At 70.4% G+C, this 22,304-nt stretch carries 10 protein-coding genes and 4 pseudogenes; 7 read left to right on the top strand and 7 right to left on the bottom strand.

Going from position 1 to position 22,304, the window contains the following annotated elements; all coding sequences use genetic code 11:
* Nucleotides 1-66: 66 nt before the first annotated feature.
* Entirely contained in the window at nucleotides 67-13,146 is a 13,080-nt protein-coding gene (locus OG331_RS50495) for an SDR family NAD(P)-dependent oxidoreductase (RefSeq protein ID WP_406209590.1), read from the top strand.
* 390 nt (nucleotides 13,147-13,536) lie between these two features.
* Here the strand turns inward: OG331_RS50495 and OG331_RS50490 are convergent, their stop codons facing one another.
* The 3 genes and pseudogenes from OG331_RS50490 to OG331_RS50480 all read right to left on the bottom strand — a co-directional run bounded on the left by OG331_RS50490 (nucleotide 13,537) and on the right by OG331_RS50480 (nucleotide 15,038).
* Nucleotides 13,537-13,860, bottom strand: coding sequence for a nitronate monooxygenase (locus OG331_RS50490; RefSeq protein ID WP_406191000.1), 324 nt, complete (start codon nucleotides 13,858-13,860; stop codon nucleotides 13,537-13,539).
* Nucleotides 13,861-14,041: 181 nt separating this feature from the next.
* Nucleotides 14,042-14,299 (bottom strand): annotated as a pseudogene (locus OG331_RS50485) (hypothetical protein); the annotation flags it as partial.
* A complete protein-coding gene (locus OG331_RS50480; protein WP_406191002.1) occupies nucleotides 14,256-15,038 on the bottom strand; it encodes a transposase in 783 nt (260 codons plus the stop codon). The pseudogene OG331_RS50485 and the gene OG331_RS50480, both read right to left, overlap by 44 nt.
* Here OG331_RS50480 and OG331_RS50475 point away from each other — a divergent pair.
* From OG331_RS50475 to OG331_RS50465, 3 genes are all read left to right on the top strand, one after another.
* The gene (locus OG331_RS50475; protein WP_406191004.1) at nucleotides 15,037-16,263 is read left to right on the top strand and encodes a PP2C family protein-serine/threonine phosphatase; all 1,227 of its coding nucleotides are present in this window, start codon (nucleotides 15,037-15,039) and stop codon (nucleotides 16,261-16,263) included. The genes OG331_RS50480 and OG331_RS50475 overlap by 2 nt on opposite strands.
* A 247-nt stretch (nucleotides 16,264-16,510) precedes the next feature.
* Complete coding sequence (locus OG331_RS50470; RefSeq protein WP_406190792.1) at nucleotides 16,511-17,197, top strand: transposase family protein; 687 nt, start codon at nucleotides 16,511-16,513, stop codon at nucleotides 17,195-17,197.
* A 113-nt stretch (nucleotides 17,198-17,310) separates the two neighbouring features.
* Nucleotides 17,311-17,652, top strand: coding sequence for a helicase associated domain-containing protein (locus OG331_RS50465; RefSeq protein ID WP_406191006.1), 342 nt, complete (start codon nucleotides 17,311-17,313; stop codon nucleotides 17,650-17,652).
* Nucleotides 17,653-17,885: 233 nt separating this feature from the next.
* Here OG331_RS50465 and OG331_RS50460 read toward each other — a convergent pair whose 3' ends face one another.
* Nucleotides 17,886-18,446 carry a transposase gene (locus tag OG331_RS50460; protein ID WP_406209527.1) on the bottom strand — a complete coding sequence of 187 codons (561 nt, stop codon included), beginning with the start codon at nucleotides 18,444-18,446 and terminating at the stop codon, nucleotides 17,886-17,888.
* Here OG331_RS50460 and OG331_RS50455 point away from each other — a divergent pair.
* Nucleotides 18,415-18,779: pseudogene (locus tag OG331_RS50455) on the top strand (transposase family protein); the annotation flags it as partial. The gene OG331_RS50460 and the pseudogene OG331_RS50455 overlap by 32 nt on opposite strands.
* On the opposite strand, the gene OG331_RS50450 reads toward OG331_RS50455, so the two are convergent.
* On the bottom strand, nucleotides 18,727-19,710 hold the full coding sequence (locus OG331_RS50450) for a transposase (RefSeq protein WP_406191008.1): 984 nt from the start codon (nucleotides 19,708-19,710) through the stop codon (nucleotides 18,727-18,729). The pseudogene OG331_RS50455 and the gene OG331_RS50450 sit on opposite strands and share 53 nt — an antisense overlap.
* Nucleotides 19,711-19,888: 178 nt before the next feature.
* Between OG331_RS50450 and OG331_RS50445 the strand changes: the two are divergent.
* Nucleotides 19,889-20,010: pseudogene (locus OG331_RS50445) on the top strand (IS5/IS1182 family transposase); the annotation flags it as partial.
* A gap of 36 nt (nucleotides 20,011-20,046) precedes the next feature.
* Here OG331_RS50445 and OG331_RS50440 read toward each other — a convergent pair.
* Nucleotides 20,047-21,372: an IS4 family transposase gene (locus OG331_RS50440; RefSeq protein ID WP_406191011.1), complete on the bottom strand. Its 1,326-nt coding sequence runs from the start codon at nucleotides 21,370-21,372 to the stop codon at nucleotides 20,047-20,049.
* A 75-nt stretch (nucleotides 21,373-21,447) separates the two neighbouring features.
* Between OG331_RS50440 and OG331_RS50435 the strand changes: the two are divergent.
* Nucleotides 21,448-21,579: pseudogene (locus OG331_RS50435) on the top strand (IS5/IS1182 family transposase); the annotation flags it as partial.
* A gap of 167 nt (nucleotides 21,580-21,746) precedes the next feature.
* Here OG331_RS50435 and tpg read toward each other — a convergent pair.
* A complete protein-coding gene (tpg, locus tag OG331_RS50430) occupies nucleotides 21,747-22,304 on the bottom strand; it encodes a telomere-protecting terminal protein Tpg (RefSeq protein ID WP_406191014.1) in 558 nt (185 codons plus the stop codon).

The following is a 22,304-nucleotide window of genomic DNA, read 5'->3' as shown; positions in this document are numbered from 1 at the left end:
CCGGCCCTTCTTGGCGGCCCCTTCTTCATGAGGTGAATTGTGGACGAGACAACGGTGGGTACCGGCATGGCGGAATCCGGCCGGGCGGACGCGGTCGCGGTGGTCGGACTGTCCTGCCGCTTCGCGGAGGCGGCAGGCCCGGACGCCTTCTGGCACCTGCTGCGGACCGGCGGGAACGCCGTCACCGAGGTGCCCGAGGGCCGCTGGGACCGCGACGGGTCCGCGGCGGGCGGAGCGGGTACCCGGTGGGGCTCGTTCCTCGCGGATGTCGCGGGGTTCGACGCCGGGTTCTTCGGTGTCTCACGCCGCGAAGCCGCCGTGATGGACCCGCAGCAGCGGCTGATGCTGGAGCTGAGCTGGGAGGCGCTGGAGGACTCGGGCACCGTCCCGGCGACGCTCCGGGGCGAACGCTGCGGGGTGTTCATCGGCGCGATGCGGGACGACTACGCGCGGCTGGCCCAGGGCCTGGGGCCGGATCTGCGGACGCACCACTCGTTCGCCGGGCTGCAGCGCAGCCTGATCGCCAACCGCGTCTCGTACTTCTGCGGTCTGCGCGGCCCGAGCATGACGGTGGACACCGGGCAGTCCTCCTCCCTGACCGCCGTTCACCTGGCCTGCCAGAGCCTGCTGACCGGCGAGTCGGAGATCGCGCTCGCCGGCGGTGTGAACCTCAACCTCGCGGCGGCGAGCGAGGAGGATGCGGCGGCCTTCGGTGGCCTCTCCCCCGACGGCCGCTGCTACACCTTCGACGCCCGGGCCAACGGCTTCGTGCGCGGCGAGGGCGGTGGTGTCGTCGTGCTGAAGACACTGGCGAAGGCCCTCGCCGACGGCGACCGCGTCCACTGCGTCATCAGCGGCGGCGCGGTGAACAACGACGGCGGCGGCGAGGGCCTCACCGTGCCCAGCCAGGACGCCCAGGAAGAGCTGCTGAGGCTGGCGTACCGGAACGCCGGTGTCGATCCAGCCCTGGTCCAGTACGTGGAGCTGCACGGAACGGGCACCAGGGTCGGCGACCCGGTGGAGGCCGCCGCCCTGGGTGCCGTGCTGGGTGCCCGGCGAAGCCCCGGGCACCCCTTGCCGGTGGGGTCGGTCAAGTCCAACCTGGGGCACCTGGAAGCCGCTGCCGGCATCTGCTCCCTGATCAAGACGGCGCTGGCGCTCCGGAACCGTGAACTGCCCCCGAGCCTGAACTTCGAGACACCGCATCCGCAGATCCCACTGGAGTCCCTGCGGCTGCGGGTCATCACCGAACTCAAGCCATGGAGCGGCTCCGGCGGGCCTCTGGTGGCGGGCGTCAGCTCCTTCGGCATGGGCGGCACCAACTGCCATCTGGTGCTCGCCGAAGCACCGGCCCACACCCCCGCGGCACCACCGCGGCCTGAGACGACCGGACCCCAGGTAGTTCCCGCTCTGCTGTCGGCACGCACCGGGCCCGCCCTGCGCGCACAGGCCGAGCGCCTGGCGGCCTTCGTCGAGGACCACCCCCAGGTCGATCCGGTGGACCTCGCCCACTCGCTGGCCACCACCCGTACCGCCTTCGAGCACCGGGCCGTTGCGGCGGCGTCCGACCGGACCACGCTGCTGGTGGCGTTGCGGGCGCTCGCGAAGGGGCGCCAGCCCGTGCGGGTGTCCCGGGGCGTGGTCGACCCGAACGCCCGGGTCGCGTTCCTGTTCGCCGGACAGGGCGGCCAGCGGCTGGACATGGGCCGGGAACTGTACGTCGCGTTCCCCGCGTTCGCGGCGGCTTTCGACGAGGTGTGCCGGTACCTGGACAGCCATCTGCAACGGCCGGTGCGCGAGGTCGTGTTCGCCGCCCCGGGTTCACCCGAAGCGGCCCTGCTGGACCAGACGCTGTACACCCAGGCGGCGGTCTTCGCCCTGGAGGTGGCGCTCTACCGGCTGCTGACGTCGTTCGGTGTCCGGGCGGACCAGCTCGCCGGGCATTCCGTCGGCGAGCTGGCGGCCGCGCATGTCGCCGGGCTGTTCTCGCTGCCGGACGCGGCAGCCCTGGTAGCCACCCGTGGGCGGCTGATGCAGAGCCTGCCGACGGACGGTGCGATGGTGTCCGTGCGGGCGGGCGCCGACGAGGTGCGCGACCTCCTCGCCGGCCGCGAGGACCGGCTGTCGCTGGCCGCGGTCAACGGCCCGGCGGCCACGGTGCTCAGCGGCGACGAGGACGTCGTGGCCGAGGTGGTGCACGTCCTCGCGGCGCGGGGCCACAAGACCAAGCGGCTGCGGGTCTCCCACGCCCTGCACTCCCCCCACCTGGAGCCGGTGCTGGAGGAGTTCCGCGCGGCCGTCGCGGCGGTGACGTTCCAGCCACCACGCGTCCCCATCGTCTCGACGCTCACCGGTGAACCGGTACCGCCGGAGCAGATGAGCACCCCGGAGTACTGGGTGCGCCAGGCCAGAGAGCCGGTGCGATTCCTGGAGGCCGTGCGGGCCCTACTCGCCTCGGGCACGACGGTCTTCGTCGAGCTGGGCCCCGACGGCTCACTGGCCACCATGGCGCGCGACTGCGTGGCCGCTGCGCCGGGGAACACCGCGGCCGTCGTCCCCACGCTGCGGGCCGGCCGCCCCGAGTCCCAGACGCTGTTGACGGCCCTGGGCGCAATGCACACCCGGGGCGTCACGGTGGACTGGACCACGGCCTTCGCCAACAGCGGCGCACGCCCGGTCCGGCTGCCCACGTACGCGTTCCAGCGTGAGCGGCACTGGTGGAAGAGCGGCAGGCCGCAGGAACCCGCCGACACACCCGCGGATACGCCCACGCACGCGCCCGCCTGGCCGTCCGGCGAGCAGCCCGCAGCGACCGGTTCACTGCAGGCCCGACTGGCCGGGCTGCCCGCCGCCGAGCAGAACCGTGCGGTGCTCGAACTGGTGCTGGAGCACGCGGCCGACGTACTCGGAGAGTACCGCGCCGACCAGGTCGATCCGACCCGTACCTTCCAGGACCTGGGCTTCGACTCGCTGATGGGCGCGGAGCTGCTGGTGCGGCTCGGCGAGACGGCACAGTCGCCGCTGTCCCCGACCGCGCTTTTCGACCACCCGACGCCGACGGGACTGGCCCACGGACTGCTCGCCCAGCTGCCCGACACCCCATCGGCCCCGGTGTCCGCGGCGGAGGCAGGGCCAGCGGCCTCCGCCGACCGGGACGACCCGATCGCCATCATCGGCATGGCCTGCCGCTATCCCGGTGACGTGTCGACGCCGGAGGAGCTGTGGCAGCTGGCTGCCTCCGGCACGGACGCGATCGGCGGCTTCCCCACGGACCGGGGCTGGGACGTCGAAGGACTGTACGACCCCGACCCGGACCGGCGCGGGAAGTCCTACACCCGGTACGGGGGCTTCCTGCACAACGCGGCCGACTTCGACGCCGCGTTCTTCGGGATCTCGCCGCGCGAGGCACTGACCACCGACCCGCAGCAGCGACTGCTGCTGACCACCGCCTGGGAGGCGTTCGAGAGCGCGGGCATCGATCCGGCATCGGTCAGGGACAGCCGCACCGCCGTCTTCGCCGGTGTGATGCACCACGACTACGCACCACGCGTCCACACGGTGCCGGAAGGACTCGAGGGCCACCTGGTCACCGGCAACACCTCGAGCGTGGTGTCGGGCCGTCTGGCATACGTCTTCGGCCTGCGGGGGCCCGCCGTCACCGTGGACACGGCGTGCTCGTCCTCCCTGGTGGCACTGCACCTGGCGGCGCAGGCGCTGCGCCGAGGCGAGTGCTCCCTGGCGCTCGCCGGCGGGGTAAGCGTCATGGCGACCCCGGAGATGTTCGTCGAGTTCTCCAGGCTGCGAGGGCTGGCGCCGGACGGCCGGTGCAAGTCGTTCTCGGGGACGGCGGACGGCACCGCCTGGGCCGAGGGCTCCGGACTGCTGGTACTGGAACGGCTTTCCGACGCCCACCGCAACGGGCACCGGGTCCTCGCGGTGATCAAGGGCTCGGCGGTGAACCAGGACGGCGCCTCCAACGGCCTGTCGGCACCGAGCGGCCCCGCGCAGGAACAGGTGATACGCGAAGCGCTGGCCGACGCAAGGCTGGCAGCGGCCGAGGTCGACGCCGTCGAGGCGCACGGCACCGGCACCCCGCTGGGCGACCCGATCGAGGCTCAGGCCCTGCTGGCTACCTACGGCCAAGACCGCCCCGCGGACCGACCGCTCCTGCTCGGTTCCCTGAAGTCCAACATCGGTCACGCCCAGGCCGCGGCGGGCGTCGGCGGCGTCATCAAGATGGTGCTGGCCATGCGGCACGGGCTGCTGCCGAAGCTGCTGCACCTGGATGAGCCGACCCGGCATGTCGACTGGAGCAGCGGCCTGGTCACCCCGCTCGCCGAGGACACCGAGTGGCCCCGGACCGGACGTGCCCGCCGCGCCGCCGTGTCCTCCTTCGGCATCAGCGGCACCAACGCCCATCTGGTGCTGGAGGCACCCCACGCACAGGCGCCGGCCGCCACGGAGGTTGCCCCTGCCGGGGACGGCGGCCTGCAGGCGGCGACGCCCTGGGTGCTCTCGGGCCGGAGCGAAGCGGCGCTGCGCGACCAGGCGTCGCGTCTGCGGGCCCACCTCGACCGCCATCCGGACCTGGACCTCACCGATGTGGCCTACACCCTGGCGAGCGGCCGGTCCGTGTTCGACCACCGGTCGGTGATCGTGGGCCGGGACCGCGTTTCCCTGCTGAAGGGTCTGGACGCGGTTGCCGCCGGGACACCGGCCGCGGGAGTGTGCTCCGGCCGGGCCCGTACCGGGCACCGCCCGGTGCTGGTGTTCCCCGGACAGGGCACCCAGTGGGCCGGCATGGCGGTGAACCTCCTCGCCACCTCCCCGGCCTTCGCCGAGCGGATGGCTGACTGCGGGCGGGCCCTGGCACCGTTCATCGACTGGTCCCTCCCCGATGTCCTGGCCGACGAGAGCGCGCTGGCCGAAGTCGACGTGGTGCAGCCGGCGCTGTGGGCCGTGATGGTCTCCCTCGCCGCCGCGTGGCGCGCGTACGGAGTCGAGCCGGCGGCGGTCGTGGGGCATTCGCAGGGCGAGATCGCGGCCACCACGGTGGCCGGGGGGCTGTCCCTGGAGGACGGTGCCCGCGTGGTGGCGCTGCGCAGCAAGGCGCTGCGCGCCCTCTCCGGGCAGGGCGGCATGATGTCGGTCCGGCTACCGCGTCAGGAGACAGAGGAGCGTATCCGGCCCTGGCGGGACCGCATCTCGATCGCCGCGGTCAACGGCCCCCAGTCGACGGTGGTCTCGGGTGAGCCGGCGGCGCTGGACGAGCTGAGCCAGGAGCTGTCCGGATCGGACGTCCGGTGGTCCCGGCTGCCCGTGGACTACGCCTCCCACTCCAGTCAGGTGGCACAACTGCGTGAGCGGCTACTGACCGAGCTGTCCCCGATCACACCCCGGTCGAGCGACGTGCCCTTCTACTCCACGCTGACCCGCGGCCTGATCGACACCGCCAAGCTGGACGCGGACTACTGGTATCGCAATCTGCGCCACCCCGTGGAGTTCGACAGCGTGATCCACACGCTGGCCGACCAAGGCCACAGGCTATTCATCGAGTCCAGTCCACGCTCCGTGCTGACCATGGACGTTCAGCAGGTCCTGGACGAGACCACCGAGGGCGGCACTGCCCTGGGCACGCTCCGGCGCAACGATGGCGGTCTGGACCGCTTCCTGGCGTCCGTCGCCGAGGCGCATGTGCACGGGCTGAACGCACGATGGGCCGAGGCCTTCCGGCCCGGCACCGCCGAGTACACCGATCTGCCGACCTACGCCTTCCAGCCCGAACGGTTCTGGATGCTGCCGACCACGTCGGCCGCAGACGCCCAGGGGCTCGGGCTGCTCGCCTGCGAGCATCCGCTGCTGGGCGCCGCCGTCGCGAAGGCCGACGACGACAGCCTGGTCTTCACCGGCAGGCTCTCGCTGCGCGCCCAGCCCTGGCTGGCCGATCACGCAGTGAACGGCACGGTGCTGCTGCCCGGTACGGCCTTCGTCGAACTGGCCCTGCACGCGGGAGGACAGGCCGGCTGCGACCGGGTCGAGGAACTCGCCCTGGCGACGCCCCTGGTCCTGCCCGACGAGGGCGACGTGGAACTCCAGCTCACCGTGGGCGCGCCCGAGTCCGGCCGGCGCCCGGTCTCGGTGTATTCCCGCGCCGCCGACCGCGCCGCGCTGCCCGAGACGGTGTGGACCCGGCATGCGACCGGGTCTCTGATCAGCGGCGCCGACGGTCAGGAGGACCTCGGTCCGTGGCCGCCGGCGGACGCCGAGCCGCTGGACCTCACCGACGCCTATGAGCGCCTGGCGGAGACCGGGTACGAGTACGGTCCGGCCTTCCAGGGGCTCACGGCCGTATGGCAACTGGGCCACGACACATACGCCGAGGTCGCCCTGCCCGCCAGCTTCCAGGAGGACGCGCCCGGATTCGGCATCCACCCAGCGCTGCTCGACGCCGCCCTGCACCCGCTGCTGACCGGGGCGCAACCCGGCGCGGACGGTGACATGATCCAACTGCCCTTCTCCTGGACGGGAGTGTCTCTGTACGCCACGGGGGCCACCGCGCTGCGGATACGGCTCTCACCGACCGGCGACGGCGAGTTCTCGCTGACGGCCGCCGACAGCACCGGGCTCGCGGTGGCGTCCGTCGACGGCCTCACCCTGCGGCCGGTGAGGCCGGAGCACGCGGGCGCCGGCCGGGACCACCAGCGGTCGCTGTTCCAGGTCGACTGGGTCGATGTGACCCGTCCCGCCTCCGCCGCCTCTGGCGGCCGATGGGCGGTACTCGGGCCGGACGGCTCCGGCCTCGACATCGCGGACCCGGCGGTGTCATGCCATCCCGACCTCGCGTCGCTGCGCCTGGCGGTCGAGGGAGGCGAGACGGTACCGGACGTCGTGGTCATCGCCTGCCGGACCGTCCCTGACGGCCAGGACACGGCACCAGAGAACCGGAGTGCGCCCGCGGTGCCCGCCGCACTGAGCGCGGCCACGACCGGTGTCCTCGACCTCCTCCAGAGCTGGCTGGCCGATGAGGCGTTCGCCACCTCGCGCCTGGTCGTCGTCACCCGGGGCGCAATCGCCGCGGCCCCCGGTGAGGACGTACCCGACCTGTCCCATGCGCCTGTGTGGGGCCTGCTGCGCACCGCCCAGTCCGAGCACCCGAGCCGCTTCCTGATCGTCGACACCGATGCCGGGGGCACCGACATCGGCCTGCTCCGCACCGCGGCCGCGTCCGGCGAACCGCAACTGGCCGTGCGCGACGGGCAGCTGATCGCGCCCCGGTTGAGCCGGGCCACCCCGGCCGAGGCCGGACGCCCGGCCCCCTGGGACCCCAACGGCACTGTGTTGATCACCGGCGGCACCGGGACCCTGGGCGGTCTCCTCGCCCGTCATCTGGTCACCGAACACGGTGTACGGCGGCTGCTGCTGACCGGCCGCCACGGGCAGGACGCCCCCGGAGCGGCCGAACTCCACGCCGAACTCGGCGCGCTGGGCGCCCACGTGACCATCGCGGCCTGCGATGCGGCCGACGCCAAGCGGCTCGCCGCCGTCCTGGCGGGCGTACCCGGCGAGCACCCGCTGACGGCGGTGATCCACGCGGCGGGCGTCCTCGATGACGGCACCGTGGAATCGCTCGACGCGGAGCGCCTGGAGGGCGTACTGCGTCCCAAGGCGGTGGGCGCCTGGAACCTGCACCGGCTGACCGAGTCCCTCAGTCTTTCCGCGTTCGTGCTCTTCTCGTCGGTCGCGGGAACGTCCGGCACTCCCGGCCAGGGCAACTACGCCGCCGCCAACACGTTCCTGGACGCGCTGGCCCACCATCGCCGGGCCCGGGGGCTTGCGGCGACATCCCTGGCATGGGGCTTGTGGGACCGCAACAGCGGGATGACCGGACATCTGGGCCGCACCGACCGGGCCAGACTGGCGCGCGGCGGTCTGGTACCGCTGAGCGAGGAGCAAGGTGTCATGCTCTTCGATGCAGCACTCGCGCTGGACTCCGCGCTGCTGGTACCCGCCCGGCTCGACCTGGCGGCACTGCGCATGCAGGCCGCGCACGGCACGGTGCCCGCGCTGTTCACCTCACTGCTCGGCGCCAGCCGGCGGGTGCTGCCCGCCTCGCGCCCGCCCGCGCTCTCACCTCAGGATCCCGCAGGTCCAGTCGCCTTCTCGGACGGCCGGGCACTGATGGAACTGGTCCGGACCACCGTGGCCACCGTGCTCGGGCACGCGGCACCGGACCGGATCGATGACGACCGCGCCTTCAGGGACCTGGGCTTCGACTCGCTCACCGGGCTCGAACTCCGTAACCGGCTCAGCGCCGCCACGGGGCTGAGGCTGCCCGCTACCACGGTCTTCGACCACCCCACGCCGACAGCGCTGGCCGACTATCTCTCAGGCCGGGTGTCCGCGCCGGCCAGCCGGCCGACGCCGCTGCCCACCGCCGCGAGCGACGACGATCCCGTGGTCATCGTGGGGACCGGCTGCCGGTTCCCCGGCGGGGTGCGCTCCGCGCAGGACCTGTGGGAGGTGTTCAGCGAAGGCCGGGACGTGGTCTGCGACTTCCCCCGCAACCGCGGCTGGGACATCGACACCCTCTACGACCCCGACAGCGCCACCCCGCAACCCGGCAGGACCTACGCCCGCCACGGCGGGTTCCTCACCGACGCCACCGACTTCGACCCCACCTTCTTCGGCATCAGCCCCCGCGAAGCACTGATCATGGACCCCCAGCAGCGGGTCCTACTGGAAGTCGCCTGGCACGCGCTAGAGTCCGCCGGGATCGACCCGAGCACCCTCCACGGAACCCGCACCGGCGTCTTCACCGGGCTCATCCCCGGCGAGTACGCCGCCCACCCGGGCATTCCCCTCGACCTCATCGGCCAGCGGTCCATCGCCAACACCAGCAGCGTCGCCTCCGGCCGACTCTCCTACACCCTCGGACTCCAGGGCCCCGCCATCACCATCGACACCGCCTGTTCCTCCTCCCTGGTTGCCATCCACCTCGCCGCCCAGTCACTCCGCAACGGCGAAACCACCCTCGCTCTGGCCGGCGGGGCGACCATCATGGCCACCCCCGCCCACTTCATCGAGTTCTCCCAGCAGCAGGGCCTCGCTCCCGACGGCCGCTGCAAGCCCTTCGCCGCCGCCGCCGACGGCACCGGCTTCTCCGAGGGCGCGGGCCTGGTCGTGCTGGAGCGCCTCTCGGACGCCCGCCGCAACGGGCACCGTGTGCTGGCGGTGATCCGCGGCTCGGCCGTCAACCAGGACGGGGCCAGCAACGGTCTCACCGCCCCCAACGGCCCGGCCCAGCAGCGGTTGATCGAGGCCGCCCTGGCCAACGCCCGGCTGTGCGCCGACGAGATCGACGTGGTCGAGGCGCATGGCACCGGGACCTCGCTCGGCGACCCGATCGAAGCGGGGGCGCTGCTGGCCGCCTACGGCGAGAACCGCCCCGCGGACCGGCCGCTGTGGCTGGGCTCGGCGAAGTCCAACCTCGGCCACACCCAGGCCGCGGCCGGCGTGGCCGGTGTGATCAAGATGATCGAAGCCCTGCGGCACGAGCTGCTGCCCCAGACCCTGCATGTGGACAGCCCCACGCCACAGGTCGACTGGTCAGGCGAGACCGTACGGCTGCTGACGGAGGCTCAGCCGTGGACGGCCAGCGAACGCGAGCGCCGGGCGGCCGTCTCCTCCTTCGGCATCAGCGGGACCAACGCCCACCTCATCCTCGAAGAGCCCCCCGCGGACGACGCCGCCTCGGCCACCACCGCGCCAGCCGACCGCTCCACCGCCCCCGTGCTCCCCTTCGCCCTCTCCGCCACCACCGCCGGGGCGCTCCCCAGCCAGGCCCGGGAACTCCTGAGGCATCTGGGCCCCCACACCGATCCCCTCGACCTCGCCCACTCCCTCGGCACCACCCGCAAACACCACCCTCACCGCGCCGTCGTCCTGGCCCCGAACATCGGCGAACTAAGCACGGAACTCACCCACATCGCCCACGGCTCCGCCACCTCGAGCACGGTCACGAGCAGCACCACCCCCAACCCCACCACCGCCTTCCTCTTCCCCGGACAAGGCACCGGGTGGCCCGCCATGGGAGAGGACCTGCACCGGGCGTACCCCGTCTTCGCGGAGGCCTTCGACGCGATCTGCGCCGAGCTGAACGGACAGCTCGAACATCCCCTGAAGGAAGCGGTGTTCGCTGCCAAGGGCACCGACAAGGCAGGGTTGCTCGAACGCACCGACTACGCCCAAGCCGCCGTGTTCGCGATCGAAGTGGCGCTGTTCCGGCTACTGACCCACCACGGCGTCCAGCCCGACTTCCTGGCGGGACACTCTGTCGGCGAGATCGCCGCAGCGCATGTGGCCGGGGTGCTGTCCCTGGCCGACGCCTGCACACTGGTCGTCACGCGCGGCAGGTTGATGCACACCCTGGCGCCCGGCGGGACGATGGTCTCCCTCGCCGCGTCGGAAGACGACGTCCGGTCGCTCATCGCGGGCCGGGAGCACGAGGTCGCGGTGGCCGCGGTGAACGGCCCCGAGGCGGTGGTCATCTCCGGCGACGAGGAAGCTGTCCTCGACTGTGCCGACCGCATGGCAGCCCAGGGACACCGTACGACCCGGCTGGCCGTCCATCGCGCCTTCCACTCGCACCACATGGACGCGGTACTCGAACCGTTCCACGAGGCGCTGGCCACACTGCGGTTCCAGCCGCCCACGGTACCGATCGTCTCCGCGGTGACCGGCTCACCGGTCACCGCGGCCGAGATCTGCTCACCCGGCTACTGGACGCGCCACGCCCGCGCGACCGTCCGCTTCCAGGACAGCCTGGACTGGCTGTCGAAGGCCGGTGTGGGCCTGTATGCGGAGGTGGGTCCGGGCCACGCGCTCACGGCTCTGGGCCAGCACAACCTGGCCCCTCAGCCGGGCGATCCCGACGCCGTCGAGCTGGTGTCATGCCTGCGCGAGGGACGCCCCGGAACCGAAACCCTGCCGGCGGCGCTGGCGGTCCTCCACACCCGGGGCGCTTCGGTGGACTGGGCCGCCTGGTGTGCGGGGGGCCGGACCGTCGACCTGCCCCTGTACGCCTTCCAGCGCGAGCGATACTGGCTGCGGGACGGCGGCGCACCGGCGACCGGAGAGGACCGGGGCGGTGCGACGGCGGGGGCCACGGGGGATCCGCTGTGCTACGAGATGGGCTGGCGCCCCTGGGTCCCGGCGGTGGCGCCGCCGGGGGTGACGGCCAGTCACTGGCTGGTCATCGCACCGTCGGACGGCGCGTACGACGAGACGGTCTCGGCCCTGCTGCGAGCGCTGGGAGAGCGTGGCGCGGTGGCCGTGGAGTCGCGCGCCACCGGTGCCGACCGGGAGACCTGGCGGCAGCTGCTCACCGGCACTCCGCTACCCGCTCCACTGGCCGGGATCGTGTCGCTGGTGTCGCTGGACGAACGGAGGGATCCCGCGCAACCCTCGGTGCCCCGGGCGGTGACGGCCACTCTCGGGCTGGTGCAGGCGCTGGAAGACCTCGGGGTCGACGCGCCGGTCCGCAGCGTGACCAGGGGTGCGGTCGGCATCAGCGAGGAGGACCCGGTGCTCCGGCCGGGCCAGGCCGCAGTGTGGGGCCTGGGCAGGGTCATCGCCCTGGAGGCCCCGCATCTGTGGGGCGGGCTGATCGACCTGCCCGAGGCGATGGACGAGCGGTCCTGGTCATGGTTCTGTGACGCGCTGACGGCCGAGGGCGGGGATGACCAGCTGGCTCTCCGCTCCTCGGGGATATACGTCCCCCGCCTCACCCGTACCGGGCTCCCGGCCCCAACCTACCCGGACGGGCTCACCGGTTGGCGCCCGCGCGGTACGGTACTGGTCACCGGTGGGCTGGGGGGGCTGGGCGCCCATGTGGCCCGTTGGCTGGCCCGCAGCGGAGCCGAACACCTCCTCCTGACCGGCCGCCGGGGACCGAACACCCCGGGCGCGGACAGCCTGCGCGCGGAACTCGTCGAGCTGGGGGCGACGGTCACCATCGCCGCCTGCGACATCACGGACCGTGAGGCGCTGGACCGCCTGATCCGCACCGTGCCCGCCGACACACCGCTCACGGGCGTCGTCCACGCGGCCGGGGTACTCGACGACGGACTCATCGCCTCACTCTCCCCAGAACGCCTGGGCACGGTCTTCGGGGCGAAGACCGATGCCGCCTGGCATCTGCACGAACTCACCCGTGACCATCCGCTGGAGCGGTTCGTCCTGTTCTCGTCCCTCGCGGGTACCGTCGGCTCGCCCGGGCAGGGCAACTACGCCGCCGCCAACGCAGTCCTCGACGCGCTGGCCCAGCACCGGCGGGGGCTCGGGCTTCCCGCGACCTCGCTCGCCTGGGGCCCCTGGGCCGATACCGGGATGTTCACCTCCGCGGTGGCCCAGTTCCGGCACCACGACGGCCTCACCCCGTTGCCGGCACCCCTCGCCCTGGACGCCTTCGCCTCCAGCCTCGCCCGGCCGGGCTCCTTCTACGCCATCGCGGACGTCGACTGGGACCGGTTCGCCCATACGACCGGCCGGCCCGGCTCCCTGCTCTCCGACCTCACCTCCGCGGGCGTCGGTGAGCCCCCGTCCGGAACGAGCGCCGACGGCACTCCCTCACCCCAACACCTGGCCGCCCTGCACTCCGACGAACTCCAGGACGAGCTGTTGCGGCAGGTGATCACACACGTCGCGGCGGTGTCGGGACACGCGACCGCGGCGATCCCGGCGAGCCAGGCGTTCAAGGAGATGGGGCTGGACTCACTCGCCACCATCCAGCTGCGCAACCGCCTCCACGCCGCCACAGGCGTGCGGCTGGCCACCACGGTCGCCTACGAACATCCCACACCGACCGCGCTGGCCCGGCATCTGGCCGCGGGCATCGGTGACCAGCGGGGCGATGTGGTCCGTCCCGTGATGGCCCAGCTCAGGAAACTGCAGACCGCGCTCTCCGCGATTCCCGCCGGGGACGAGCGCAGAGAGGAGATCGACACTCTGTTGGAGACTATCTTCCTGAAATGGCGGGAGCAGGAGCGCGTCCAGGCCGACGCGGCGAAGGGGCGCGATCTCGTCCTTGCCTCGGACGACGAGATGTTCGACCTCATCGACAACGTCCTCGGCCATACGGAGGAATAGGGGTACGCCGATTCCCAGCGCACTGGCCATCAGTTCCATGGTCGCCTCCCCTGCGGGCGGGCCCGGTCGGCGCCGGTTCGCCAGCGAACATCCACCCCCACGTCGTCAGCGAGATCCGATAGACCCTGGCGGGGGACTTCGGGATGCCGGCGCCGGTGATGTACCGCTCGACCGCCGCGGTGTACGACGACGGCGAGACGGACAGGGGCCCCACCCGGGCGCGCGGCAACCTGAGCGCACCCCGCTCCCGAGTTCGGCCACTGGTTCGTTCGCCATGCCCGTCCCGCCCTTCTGGTCCTGCCGCAGTAAATGCGTACACCTCGCCCCGGCGGCCGAATCGCCCCGCCGCAGGTCGCGGTGATAGAGGCCCTGCCGCAGTAAATCCGGTATTTACTGCGGCAGGCGACTGACGAGCCGTCGGACGATGGACGAAGGTGACACAGGCACCGCGACCGTGTCCGCCACCTGCGGGACCAGCGAGAACGTGCCCACCAGGGACTCCCGGACGGGGCGCAGGAAGGCTCCCCGGTGGCCGCCCGCGTCGCTGCCGGAGGCGACGATCGCGTCCAGGCCCGAGATCTCCAGGGCGATGGCCTCTTCGATGGTCGTCGCCGTACCGATCAACGCGATGCCGAGCCGCCGGGCCTCCTCGACCAGACGTCGGGGCGGCAGCCCCATCACGAGGCTGATGACCGGCGGGGCGGCGGTGAGCAAGGCATTCACCTGCGCGCCGAAGTCCGGCCACGTCGGCGGCGGTGGGGGCGGCGACGCCGAGTTCCTCGTAGTACGGCCGCAGCCGCGCCACGTGAGAGGCCAGGTCCGTGTCGGACGGCTGGAGTTCAGATTCACCATCGAGCGGAACCCACAGGTTCACCGCGAACGGCCGGTCCGTGCCCGCTTTCAGCCGTGCTACCAGATCCCCGATCTCCTCCGAGAGGAGGATGTGGGCCCCGTACGAGCCGAGCCCGCCGTCCTCCGACACCGCCACGGCCAGCTCGACGGAAGACAGTCCGCCGCCGAACGGCCCTTGGATGATAGGCAGTTCGATGCCGAGGAGCTCGCCAAGACGTGCCGGCCTCCCGGCGCACCACACTAGTAGACTGTCGTGGCTAATTCTTGGGATAAAGGTGGCGCAGTTTGATGCGTGCGTCATGGGTGGTGAACTGCCAGTTCACTTGGCGTTGGTCGGTGTTGGTGGCGTTCTGCCAGGCCGAGAGTTCGGTGTTGAGTGTGTCGAGGTCGCCGATCCGGCGGTCGAGGCATTGCCGGGTCAGCGCGGAGAGTTCGATCTCGGCGATGTTGAGCCAGGAGCCGTGCTTGGGTGTGTGGTGGATCTCGAGGCGCTGGGCCGGGGCGAAGGCCTCTTCTGGTTCGAATGCCTCGTACAGGGAGGCGATGGTGTGGGTGTTGAGGTTGTCCATCACCAGCACCACGGTCGCGGCGTCGGGGTGGTCCACGGTCAGTAGCTGCTTGACCTGGCCGGCCCAGTCGATCCGGGTCCGCCGGGACAGTGCCTGCGTGCGACGCCATCCGCGTAAGGGTTCGGTCCATACGAAGACGGAGCAGGTGCCGCAGCGGATGTACTCGCTGTCCTGGCACGCGTCGCGGCCGGGCCGGGCCCGTGGGGGTCGCGGACATGGGTGAGGAGCTGGTAGGGCTTCTCGTCCATGCACACCACCTGGGATGCCTGCGGATCGCGGCCTGTATTGCTCAGGAAGCTGCGTGCCACGAAGCGGATTCGTGGCCGCCGGATTGATCGGGTGATGTTTACGTGACAGGGCTGGCCAGGTGACTGCTGTGGGGTGAAAGGGACTGTGGCCGGGCCTGGTGTTGTGTTGCGGTCTACCGTGAAAACAGCACAGTGACGGTCGGCGTCGAGGCAGGCAGCGCATGAACCCGCAAATCGATTACGAGGCGGTCTTCCAAGCCCTGCCTGGCATGGTGGCGCTGCTGGCACCGGACCTGGTGTATGCCGACGCGAACGAGGACTTCCAGCGGCTGGCCGGGCGTACCCGCGAGCAGCTGGTCGGCCGCTACATTTTCGACGTCTTTCCCGAGAACCCGAACGATCCGGCCGCGGCCGGTATACAGGAGACCCAGGCGTCGATGCTCCGCGTGGTCGCCACCGCCGAACGCGACACCATGGCACTGCTCCGCTACGACATCGAGGATCCCGAGCGGCCCGGGCTTTGGCAGGAGCATTACTGGAGCCCGGTGAACGCTCCTGTTCTCGGGCCGGACGGGCAGGTGGTGCTGATCCTGCACAGAGTGGAGGAGATCACCGAACTCCTTCGGGCTCGCGGCGGCCAGGCCGGCGGCGACGGGGCACAGGTCCTGGAGGCTGAGCTCTACACCCGCTCTCGTGAACTGCAGGAGGTCAACGAGCGCCTGCGTCAGGCGCACGCCCGTGAACGCGAGGTGGCCCTGGCCCTGCAGGAAGCCATGCTGCCCGCTCCCAGCCCCGTAGGGCACCACCAGGCGGCCGTGCGCTACCAGCCCGCCACCACAAGCCTGAACGTGTGCGGCGACTGGTACGACCTGGCCGATCTGCCCGGTGACAGCATCGCGGTCGCCGTCGGCGACGTCGTCGGCCACGGCCTCACCGCGGCCGGCGTCATGGGCCAGCTGCGCAGCGCGCTGAGCGCTGCCTGCCGCGTCGCCGACGGCCCGGCCCGCGCCCTGGAAGCCCTCGGCCTGTACGCCCGCTTCGTCACAGGCGCAGAGTCGACAACCGCAGTAACGGCCTTCATCGACTGGGACCACCACACCATCGCCTACAGCAGCGCCGGCCACCCTCCACCCGCCCTGCTCCATCCCGACGGCACCGTGACCTTCCTCGACCAGGCCACCGACCCACCACTAGGCGCCCGCCCCGAACACATCCCCCGCCCGCAGGCCCGCACACCCTTCGCCGAGGGCGCCACCCTGGTCCTGTACACCGACGGCCTGATCGAACGCCGACACGAGGACATCGATACCGGTCTGGCCCGCCTCGCCGACTCCCTCACCCACCACCGGCACACAAGCCCCGAAACCCTGGCCGACGACCTCCTGGCCGATCTCCTCCCACCCACCGGCAACACCGACGACATCGCCCTCGTCGTCATCCGCCTATAACCCGTGGAACCGGCAACCTGGCACAGGACGAACTACGAGAGCCAGAGGCCTATTCACGGGGTGGTGGGGCGCCTGGGTTCCTTGATCATCAGTACGGCCCTGCTCGGTAGTCTGATGTCTGCGACAACGTCAGAAGTGAACCGGGGCAGGGCCGTTGAGCTGGAACGTTACGGCAGGGTTGGACAAGGATCAACTGGACGGGCTGGTGGTGCGGGTCCATCGGATACTCATGACGGATCCTGATCCTGTGGTGTCTCCGGCCCGGATGTGGTCACTGGGCCTGTACCGGTCGGTGGTCCTGGTGCTGTTCCTACTGCGGCAGAACCCCGTCCAGGAGGCGGCGGCGGAGCTGTTCGGTGTCAGCCAGGCCACTGTTTCCCGGCGGTGGACGGGGCTGCTTCCGGTGGTGGAGAAGGCCCTCGCCGGGCATGTCCCCGATCCCGTGGAGGCCTCCGCCGGCCGGATCGTGCTCATCGACGGCACCCTGGTCACCACGTGGGACTGGGCGAGCGAAGGCACCACCCTGTTCTCCGGCAAGCACCGCGACACCGGCTTCAACCTGCAGGTTGCGGCCACGCTGTCCGGGGACCTGCTCGCGGTGTCCGAGCCCGTCCCGGGCTCCCGGCACGACATGTACGCCTGGCGCCGGTCCCACTTCCCGGAAACCTTCGCGGAACGGCAGAGCATGGGCGATCTTGGCTACGTGGGCTCCGGCATGCTCACCGCGAGACGCAGACCACCTGGTCAGGAACGTCCCACTGGCGACAACGTCTACAACGGGAGCATCAGCAGACTCCGCGCCGCCATCGAGCGAGCGATCGCACACCTGAAAGACTGGAAGATTCTCGCGACCCGCTACCGCGGCCCCCTGGCCAAGTTCCCCCTCGTTGCCAAAACCGTCACCGCCCTCACCTTCTACAAGAAGGGCTGGTGAGACCCCGTGAATAGACCTCCCAGCCTCGCGCAATTTGCGACAGGGTCCGCACCGGTGCCGCCTGGCCCTTGCAAAACGCGGTCCAGAACGCTGCGGTTTCGCTGTCGCCGACCATGGCGCCCAGGAATCCGACGGGAAAGGACGGCGGCAACTATCCCAACGGCAAACGCGGGGCGGGGCAGATGAGTGGCCAGCGCGCGGCGCGGCTGGAGAAGCTCGGCATGGTGTGGAGCCTGGCGGATGAGCGGTTCCAGGAGAACTTGGAAGCCGCGAAGGCGTACTACCAGCAGCACTGGACCCTATGTGCTCCGAGGTCGGCAACGATGCTGGACCGGCCGGTGGGGCAGTGGCTGTCCAACCTCCGCCGCCCTGGCGCGCTGGACGGCCACCCCGAGTGGAAGTCGGCGCTGGAGGCCTTGGACGAGGACTGGAACCGGTCGTGGCCGGCCGAGTGACAGCGGCACTACACCGCGCTGCGCGAGCTGGTGGCCGACGAAGAAGGCCAGGCCGGCCAGACCGAGGTCCTGCCCGGCCTCACCGTGCATGGGATGGACGTCGGGAAGTGGCTGGCCCGGCAGCGGACGCCAAAGGTCTGGGAGGCCCTGACGGACGGGCAGCGCGAGCGGCGTCGGGGGTACGCATTCAGAAGGAATGCGGCTGATCGGTGACGGTGTGTGAGGCGTGCTGGTCAGGTGGTTTGCGTGATGGGGGGCATCCAGAGGTTGCCGGTGAAGGCGCGGTGGATGGCCTCGAAGGCGCTCAGCCCGTGTTTGCGGGCGGAGTCGAGGTAGGAGCGCACGGCGAGCCAGGCCATGGCGCCGTCGGCGGACTGGTGACAGCCGGAGATCTTCAGCTGGGTCTTGACCGGCCGCAGTGCTCGTTCGCCGCAGTTGTTGGTGAAGGGCACGTGCCGGGGGGCGTCGGCGAAGCGGAGCACGGCGTGCGCCTGGTCCCGCAGACGTTCCAGCAGGTTGCGGGCCGGAGTCTGTTTCCGTCCCGGCGCGCGGGGATGGAGCGAGAGCCCGACGGCGATGCCTCGGTGGAAGGCTTCGAAGTGCAGCAGCAGGGCCTCGGGTGCGATCTCACTGATCTCGCCGGAGCGCACCCTGATCGCCTGTGTGTTCAGGCCGGCCAGGGCCCACCGGATCTGCTGGTGCCACCTCTGCGCGGGGAAGTCCTCTTCGGCAGCGGTCAGTTCGCGGATCAGGTGAGCGGTCCTCGTCGGCTTGAGCGAGGGCGACTTCGTCATCGTCGATGGCACCCTGATCCCGGCCGACCGCGTCCGTGCGGATGAGCCGTACTCGCAGAAACACCGCAAGCACGGCATAAACGTGCAGGTCATCGCCGCATCGAACGGCACCCCGCTGTGGTTCTCACGAGCAACACCCGGCCGCACTCACGACCTGACCTCCGCCCGTGCCCACGGGATCGTCCAAGCCTGCTTGACCCGGCAGATCCTCGTCCTGGCCGACCGCGCCCACCGTGGCGCCGGCGCCACGGTACGCACCCCCTACTGCCGTACCAGCAGTTCAACCGCGACCACGCCCGCCTCCGGGCACCGGGAGAACGCGCCTTCGCTCAAGGGTGTTCAGCCCGGTCAACTCCGCCACCTGGTAGCCCTCCTGGAGGCTGCCGTCCTGTCTGATCGAGGTCTCCCATGCGGTCTCCGGCAGCTTCGCGATGGCCTTCTCGTCCTCTTCGGTGATCGTCCAGCCGGTGGTGAAGCGGACGGTACGGCGCATCGTGTTCAGGTCCCGGAGGTGTTCGTGCAGGCCGTGGGTGGCCCCGGCGCCGTCGACGCGTACCAGGATCTTGGCGGTGGAGGCGCCGGGGACCTGGGCGAGCGCCTCGCCGAGCACGTGCAAATGGTCGGCGACCGTGTTGGAGCCGGCGCTACCGGTTCGCAGCCACATGGCCAGGCACTCGGAGGTATTCGCGCACCAGGCGGCGAGCGGATGAAAGCCGTAGGTCTTCTTCCAGGTCGCCGAGGCGCCCAGCTTCTTCGACGCCGCGGTGATGATCGTGGCGTCCATATCGATCACGACCCAGCGGTGCAGCACCTTCCCCGCGACGGTCAGCCACGGAAACCCGCCCGGCCGCAGGGCCAGCTGCGACCACACATGCCGACGCACCCGAGCCCGCACCGCCGCGATCTTCGCCAGCACCCGCTCGTCCATCGCCGCAAGCGTCCGGCGCGTCGTCGAGTCGGACACCGTCGGCCCGAACAGGCCCTGGTGATGGGCCTGCATCTGCTCGGCATCGGACAGATTCACTGCTCCCAGCACGATCGCCACGGCCAGCTGTACGACCACGACCGCGCGATCGCGCCAGCCGAACCCCGCCCCCTGGGGCAGCGCGCCCGCCAGCGCACTCGTCAACCCCGTACGGTCCGCCAGCTTCCGCAGCAGCACCGCCCCGGCATGCCCGATCAGCGCCTTGCCATCAGCGGCCACGGACAGCCGCCGATCCCACCCCGTAGACTCACTCACCAGAAAGGTGCCCCGCTCCTGCATTCCAGATGCTTCCTCGACAGTCGCATCCTCGCAGGTCAGGGCACCTTTCGCGTCAACCGGCCCCGCACGCAGCCGAATTCAGCTGAATACCCGAGGCTGAACCTCTTTCATCCTGCCCCGCAGGGGGAAATGACCTGGTGGGCGGGGGCGTGACAGGACAGGGCCCCTCGTCGTTGGCGTGGTGATCTCACTCATCGCACCGGCGACCGAGGGGCCCTGTTGGTTCCGTATCCTTCCATGCTCGACGTCCCGTATGAGCTCGTCGAGCATGTCTCCTGGCTCATCTACGCCCGAAGGCGGGGGTTGAGTCTTTCGATGATTTCTGCGTGTGCCGTCTCAAGGGCATTCATGAGGTGGTGAGGGGGAAAAGCCCGCCTGGTCTGTGACCTGGCGTCGGATAATGCGAAGTGACCGCATGAAGGACAGTCTGTCGGGGTCGATGTCGGCCTGGTCGGCTGCCTCGCACATCAGATGCCGGACCGCGTAGTGCGTGAGGAGCAGTGCCCAGATCTCCTGCTCGATCATGTCCGGTGTCTTCGAGCGCAGTACGCCGCCGCGGCCTCGCTGATGAGTTTTGATCTCGTCCAGGCTGGATTCGAATTCCCAGCGTTCGGCATAGGCGGCCGCGAGTTCAGCGGAACTTGCCTCGTCGGGGGCCATGATGGTGGTGATCAGGCAGAAGATCTCTCCCTTGCCTTCACGGTTTGTCACTTCGTATTCGATGACCCGGACCGGAAGCCCGGACGGTTCCTCGATGTTCGCCGATCCGCGGTGTCGCTGGACCGCGCGCCGATGACGGACCTTCGGGTCGAGCAGGAACGACTCGTACGACCCGTCCTTCAGGGGCCGCACCACTGGCAGGTGAGGCCCATCAGGCATGCGCCACAGCAGATCCGCGCCGGTAGCCGCGGCAGCTTCCCACAGACGGTACGCATAGAATCCCCGGTCAGCGGTAACCAGCATGCCCGGTTCGAAATCGACGACGAGTTCCTCGGCGAGAACACCTTCGTCCACGCGCCAGGGCCCCAGCCGTGCTGCTACCACGGCATGGGTCCCGCATTCGCCCAGCCCCACGATCTTCACCTGGGAAAAAGGCGCCGGATTTTTCGTCCCTCCGGACCGGCCGAACCTCGCGTCATTCGCAGGGGTATCGGGAACATCCAGCACGAAACCGTCGATGGCCATCAGCCGCCACCGCCCCAGCCACGCCCCTTGCGTGCCCCGCCGAGCGCAAGGCAGTGCCACCCGCTCAAACAGCACCCGCAACGGCTCCGGTCCCAGACGCCGGCGCGCCAGGGAAATCGCACCCGTCGTGGGAACTGTCCAGTCCTTGCGCCATGTCCCCAGAAAACGCAGACCGTTGACGAGAAGCCGCATCACTTCCTCGTACGACTCGCCGAAGAACAGACACAAGCCCATCACGTAATAGACAACAACACGCGCCGGGAGCAGACGTGACCGCTTTTCCATCCGGCCCGTCTCGACGAGAACCTCATCGACCAGATCACGGTCGACCAGGCGCGTCAGAACACCAACACCCACCCGGTCGGTTAGACGCACGCCCGAAACTGCCGCCGAGCCCTCCAGCACCCCACCCATAGGCGAGGAAGGTATCCGGTCTCCTGGAAACAACAAAGCACCGGTACTTGGATAGTTGACCATCCACAGGCAGCCCGGGCGTGTCGCTGTGGAAAAGTGGACGACTGGAAATCAGTCACTTATCTAAGTGGCATTGGGCTGCGGGCTCCTGGAGAACGCGCCTTCGCACAGCTGAAGACCTGGCGACTGCTCCGGCGGGCCAGATGCTCCACTCGTCGCATCGGCACCATCGTCCAGGCCGTCCACACCCTCATGACCTGCACGTATTAAGGATGAAAGAGGTTCACTGACGCGTACAGTAGTCGTCGGGGATCTCGCCGACGGCCTCACGCGGCCGCTGGGCAATCTCATCGGCGGTGTCCGTCAGCGTCATTGCAACTCCTTCTCCGTCGAGGAATTTGGGCGGCTTTCGAGCTCGCCATAAATTGGGCTCTGAATTAGTAGTCGAGATCCAGGTAGTCAATGTCGTTGATTTCCACGTCCGACAGTCCCATGGCACGTGCGCCGCCGTCCTGGAAATAGACGTCCTTGAACCCTTCGGCGATGATCCCACGCATTTCCTGGTCGCCGGCCCCTGCGTCGCGGGCGTCGAAGAGGCGCTGTGCGTACGCCGGGGGGAGGTGCACGGTGAGTCGCCTAAACCGTCCGTCGTCGGTCGTGCCGATGGGCGCGGTGTACCCGAACCGGGCCCTCGTCTCGACCGTGATCCCGCCCGTGGCGGCGGCCTGGCGCTGCCGGCGCTTGCGCACCTGCGGCTGCCAGCGAGCCCTCACAGCGTTGTCAATCTTCGCGGCGATGTCGGCGCGGGCGTGCTTGCGGGCCCCCCTGCGGTACCTGTTGACGGAGTCGGCGGTGACACCGATCTCCTGCGCAACGGCCTTCGCGCTGCCCAACTGCCGGATCAGGTAGCCGATCTGGCCCTTGAGGGTCTTGGGCGGCTCCCGGGTGAAGCTCTCCCGGCCGGCACGCTCGATCGCGTCGTCGATCTCTCCCAC

It is taken from the genome of Streptomyces sp. NBC_01017 (genome assembly GCF_045162795.1).
Classification (GTDB): Bacteria; Actinomycetota; Actinomycetes; order Streptomycetales; family Streptomycetaceae; genus Streptomyces; species Streptomyces machairae.
This window is presented reverse-complemented; position numbering and strand designations above follow the sequence as displayed.

Bases quoted from the DNA above. Each gene is read 5' to 3' on its own strand.
- OG331_RS50495 (WP_406209590.1), top strand. From the start codon at position 67: ATGGCGGAATCCGGCCGGGCGGACGCGGTCGCGGTGGTCGGACTGTCC.
- OG331_RS50475 (WP_406191004.1), top strand. From the start codon at position 15,037: ATGAACCCGCAAATCGATTACGAGGCGGTCTTCCAAGCCCTGCCTGGC.
- OG331_RS50480 (WP_406191002.1), bottom strand. From the start codon at position 15,038: ATGCGCTGCCTGCCTCGACGCCGACCGTCACTGTGCTGTTTTCACGGT.
- OG331_RS50465 (WP_406191006.1), top strand. From the start codon at position 17,311: ATGGCGCCCAGGAATCCGACGGGAAAGGACGGCGGCAACTATCCCAAC.
- OG331_RS50460 (WP_406209527.1), bottom strand. From the start codon at position 18,446: ATGACGAAGTCGCCCTCGCTCAAGCCGACGAGGACCGCTCACCTGATC.
- OG331_RS50450 (WP_406191008.1), bottom strand. From the start codon at position 19,710: ATGCAGGAGCGGGGCACCTTTCTGGTGAGTGAGTCTACGGGGTGGGAT.
- OG331_RS50440 (WP_406191011.1), bottom strand. From the start codon at position 21,372: ATGGTCAACTATCCAAGTACCGGTGCTTTGTTGTTTCCAGGAGACCGG.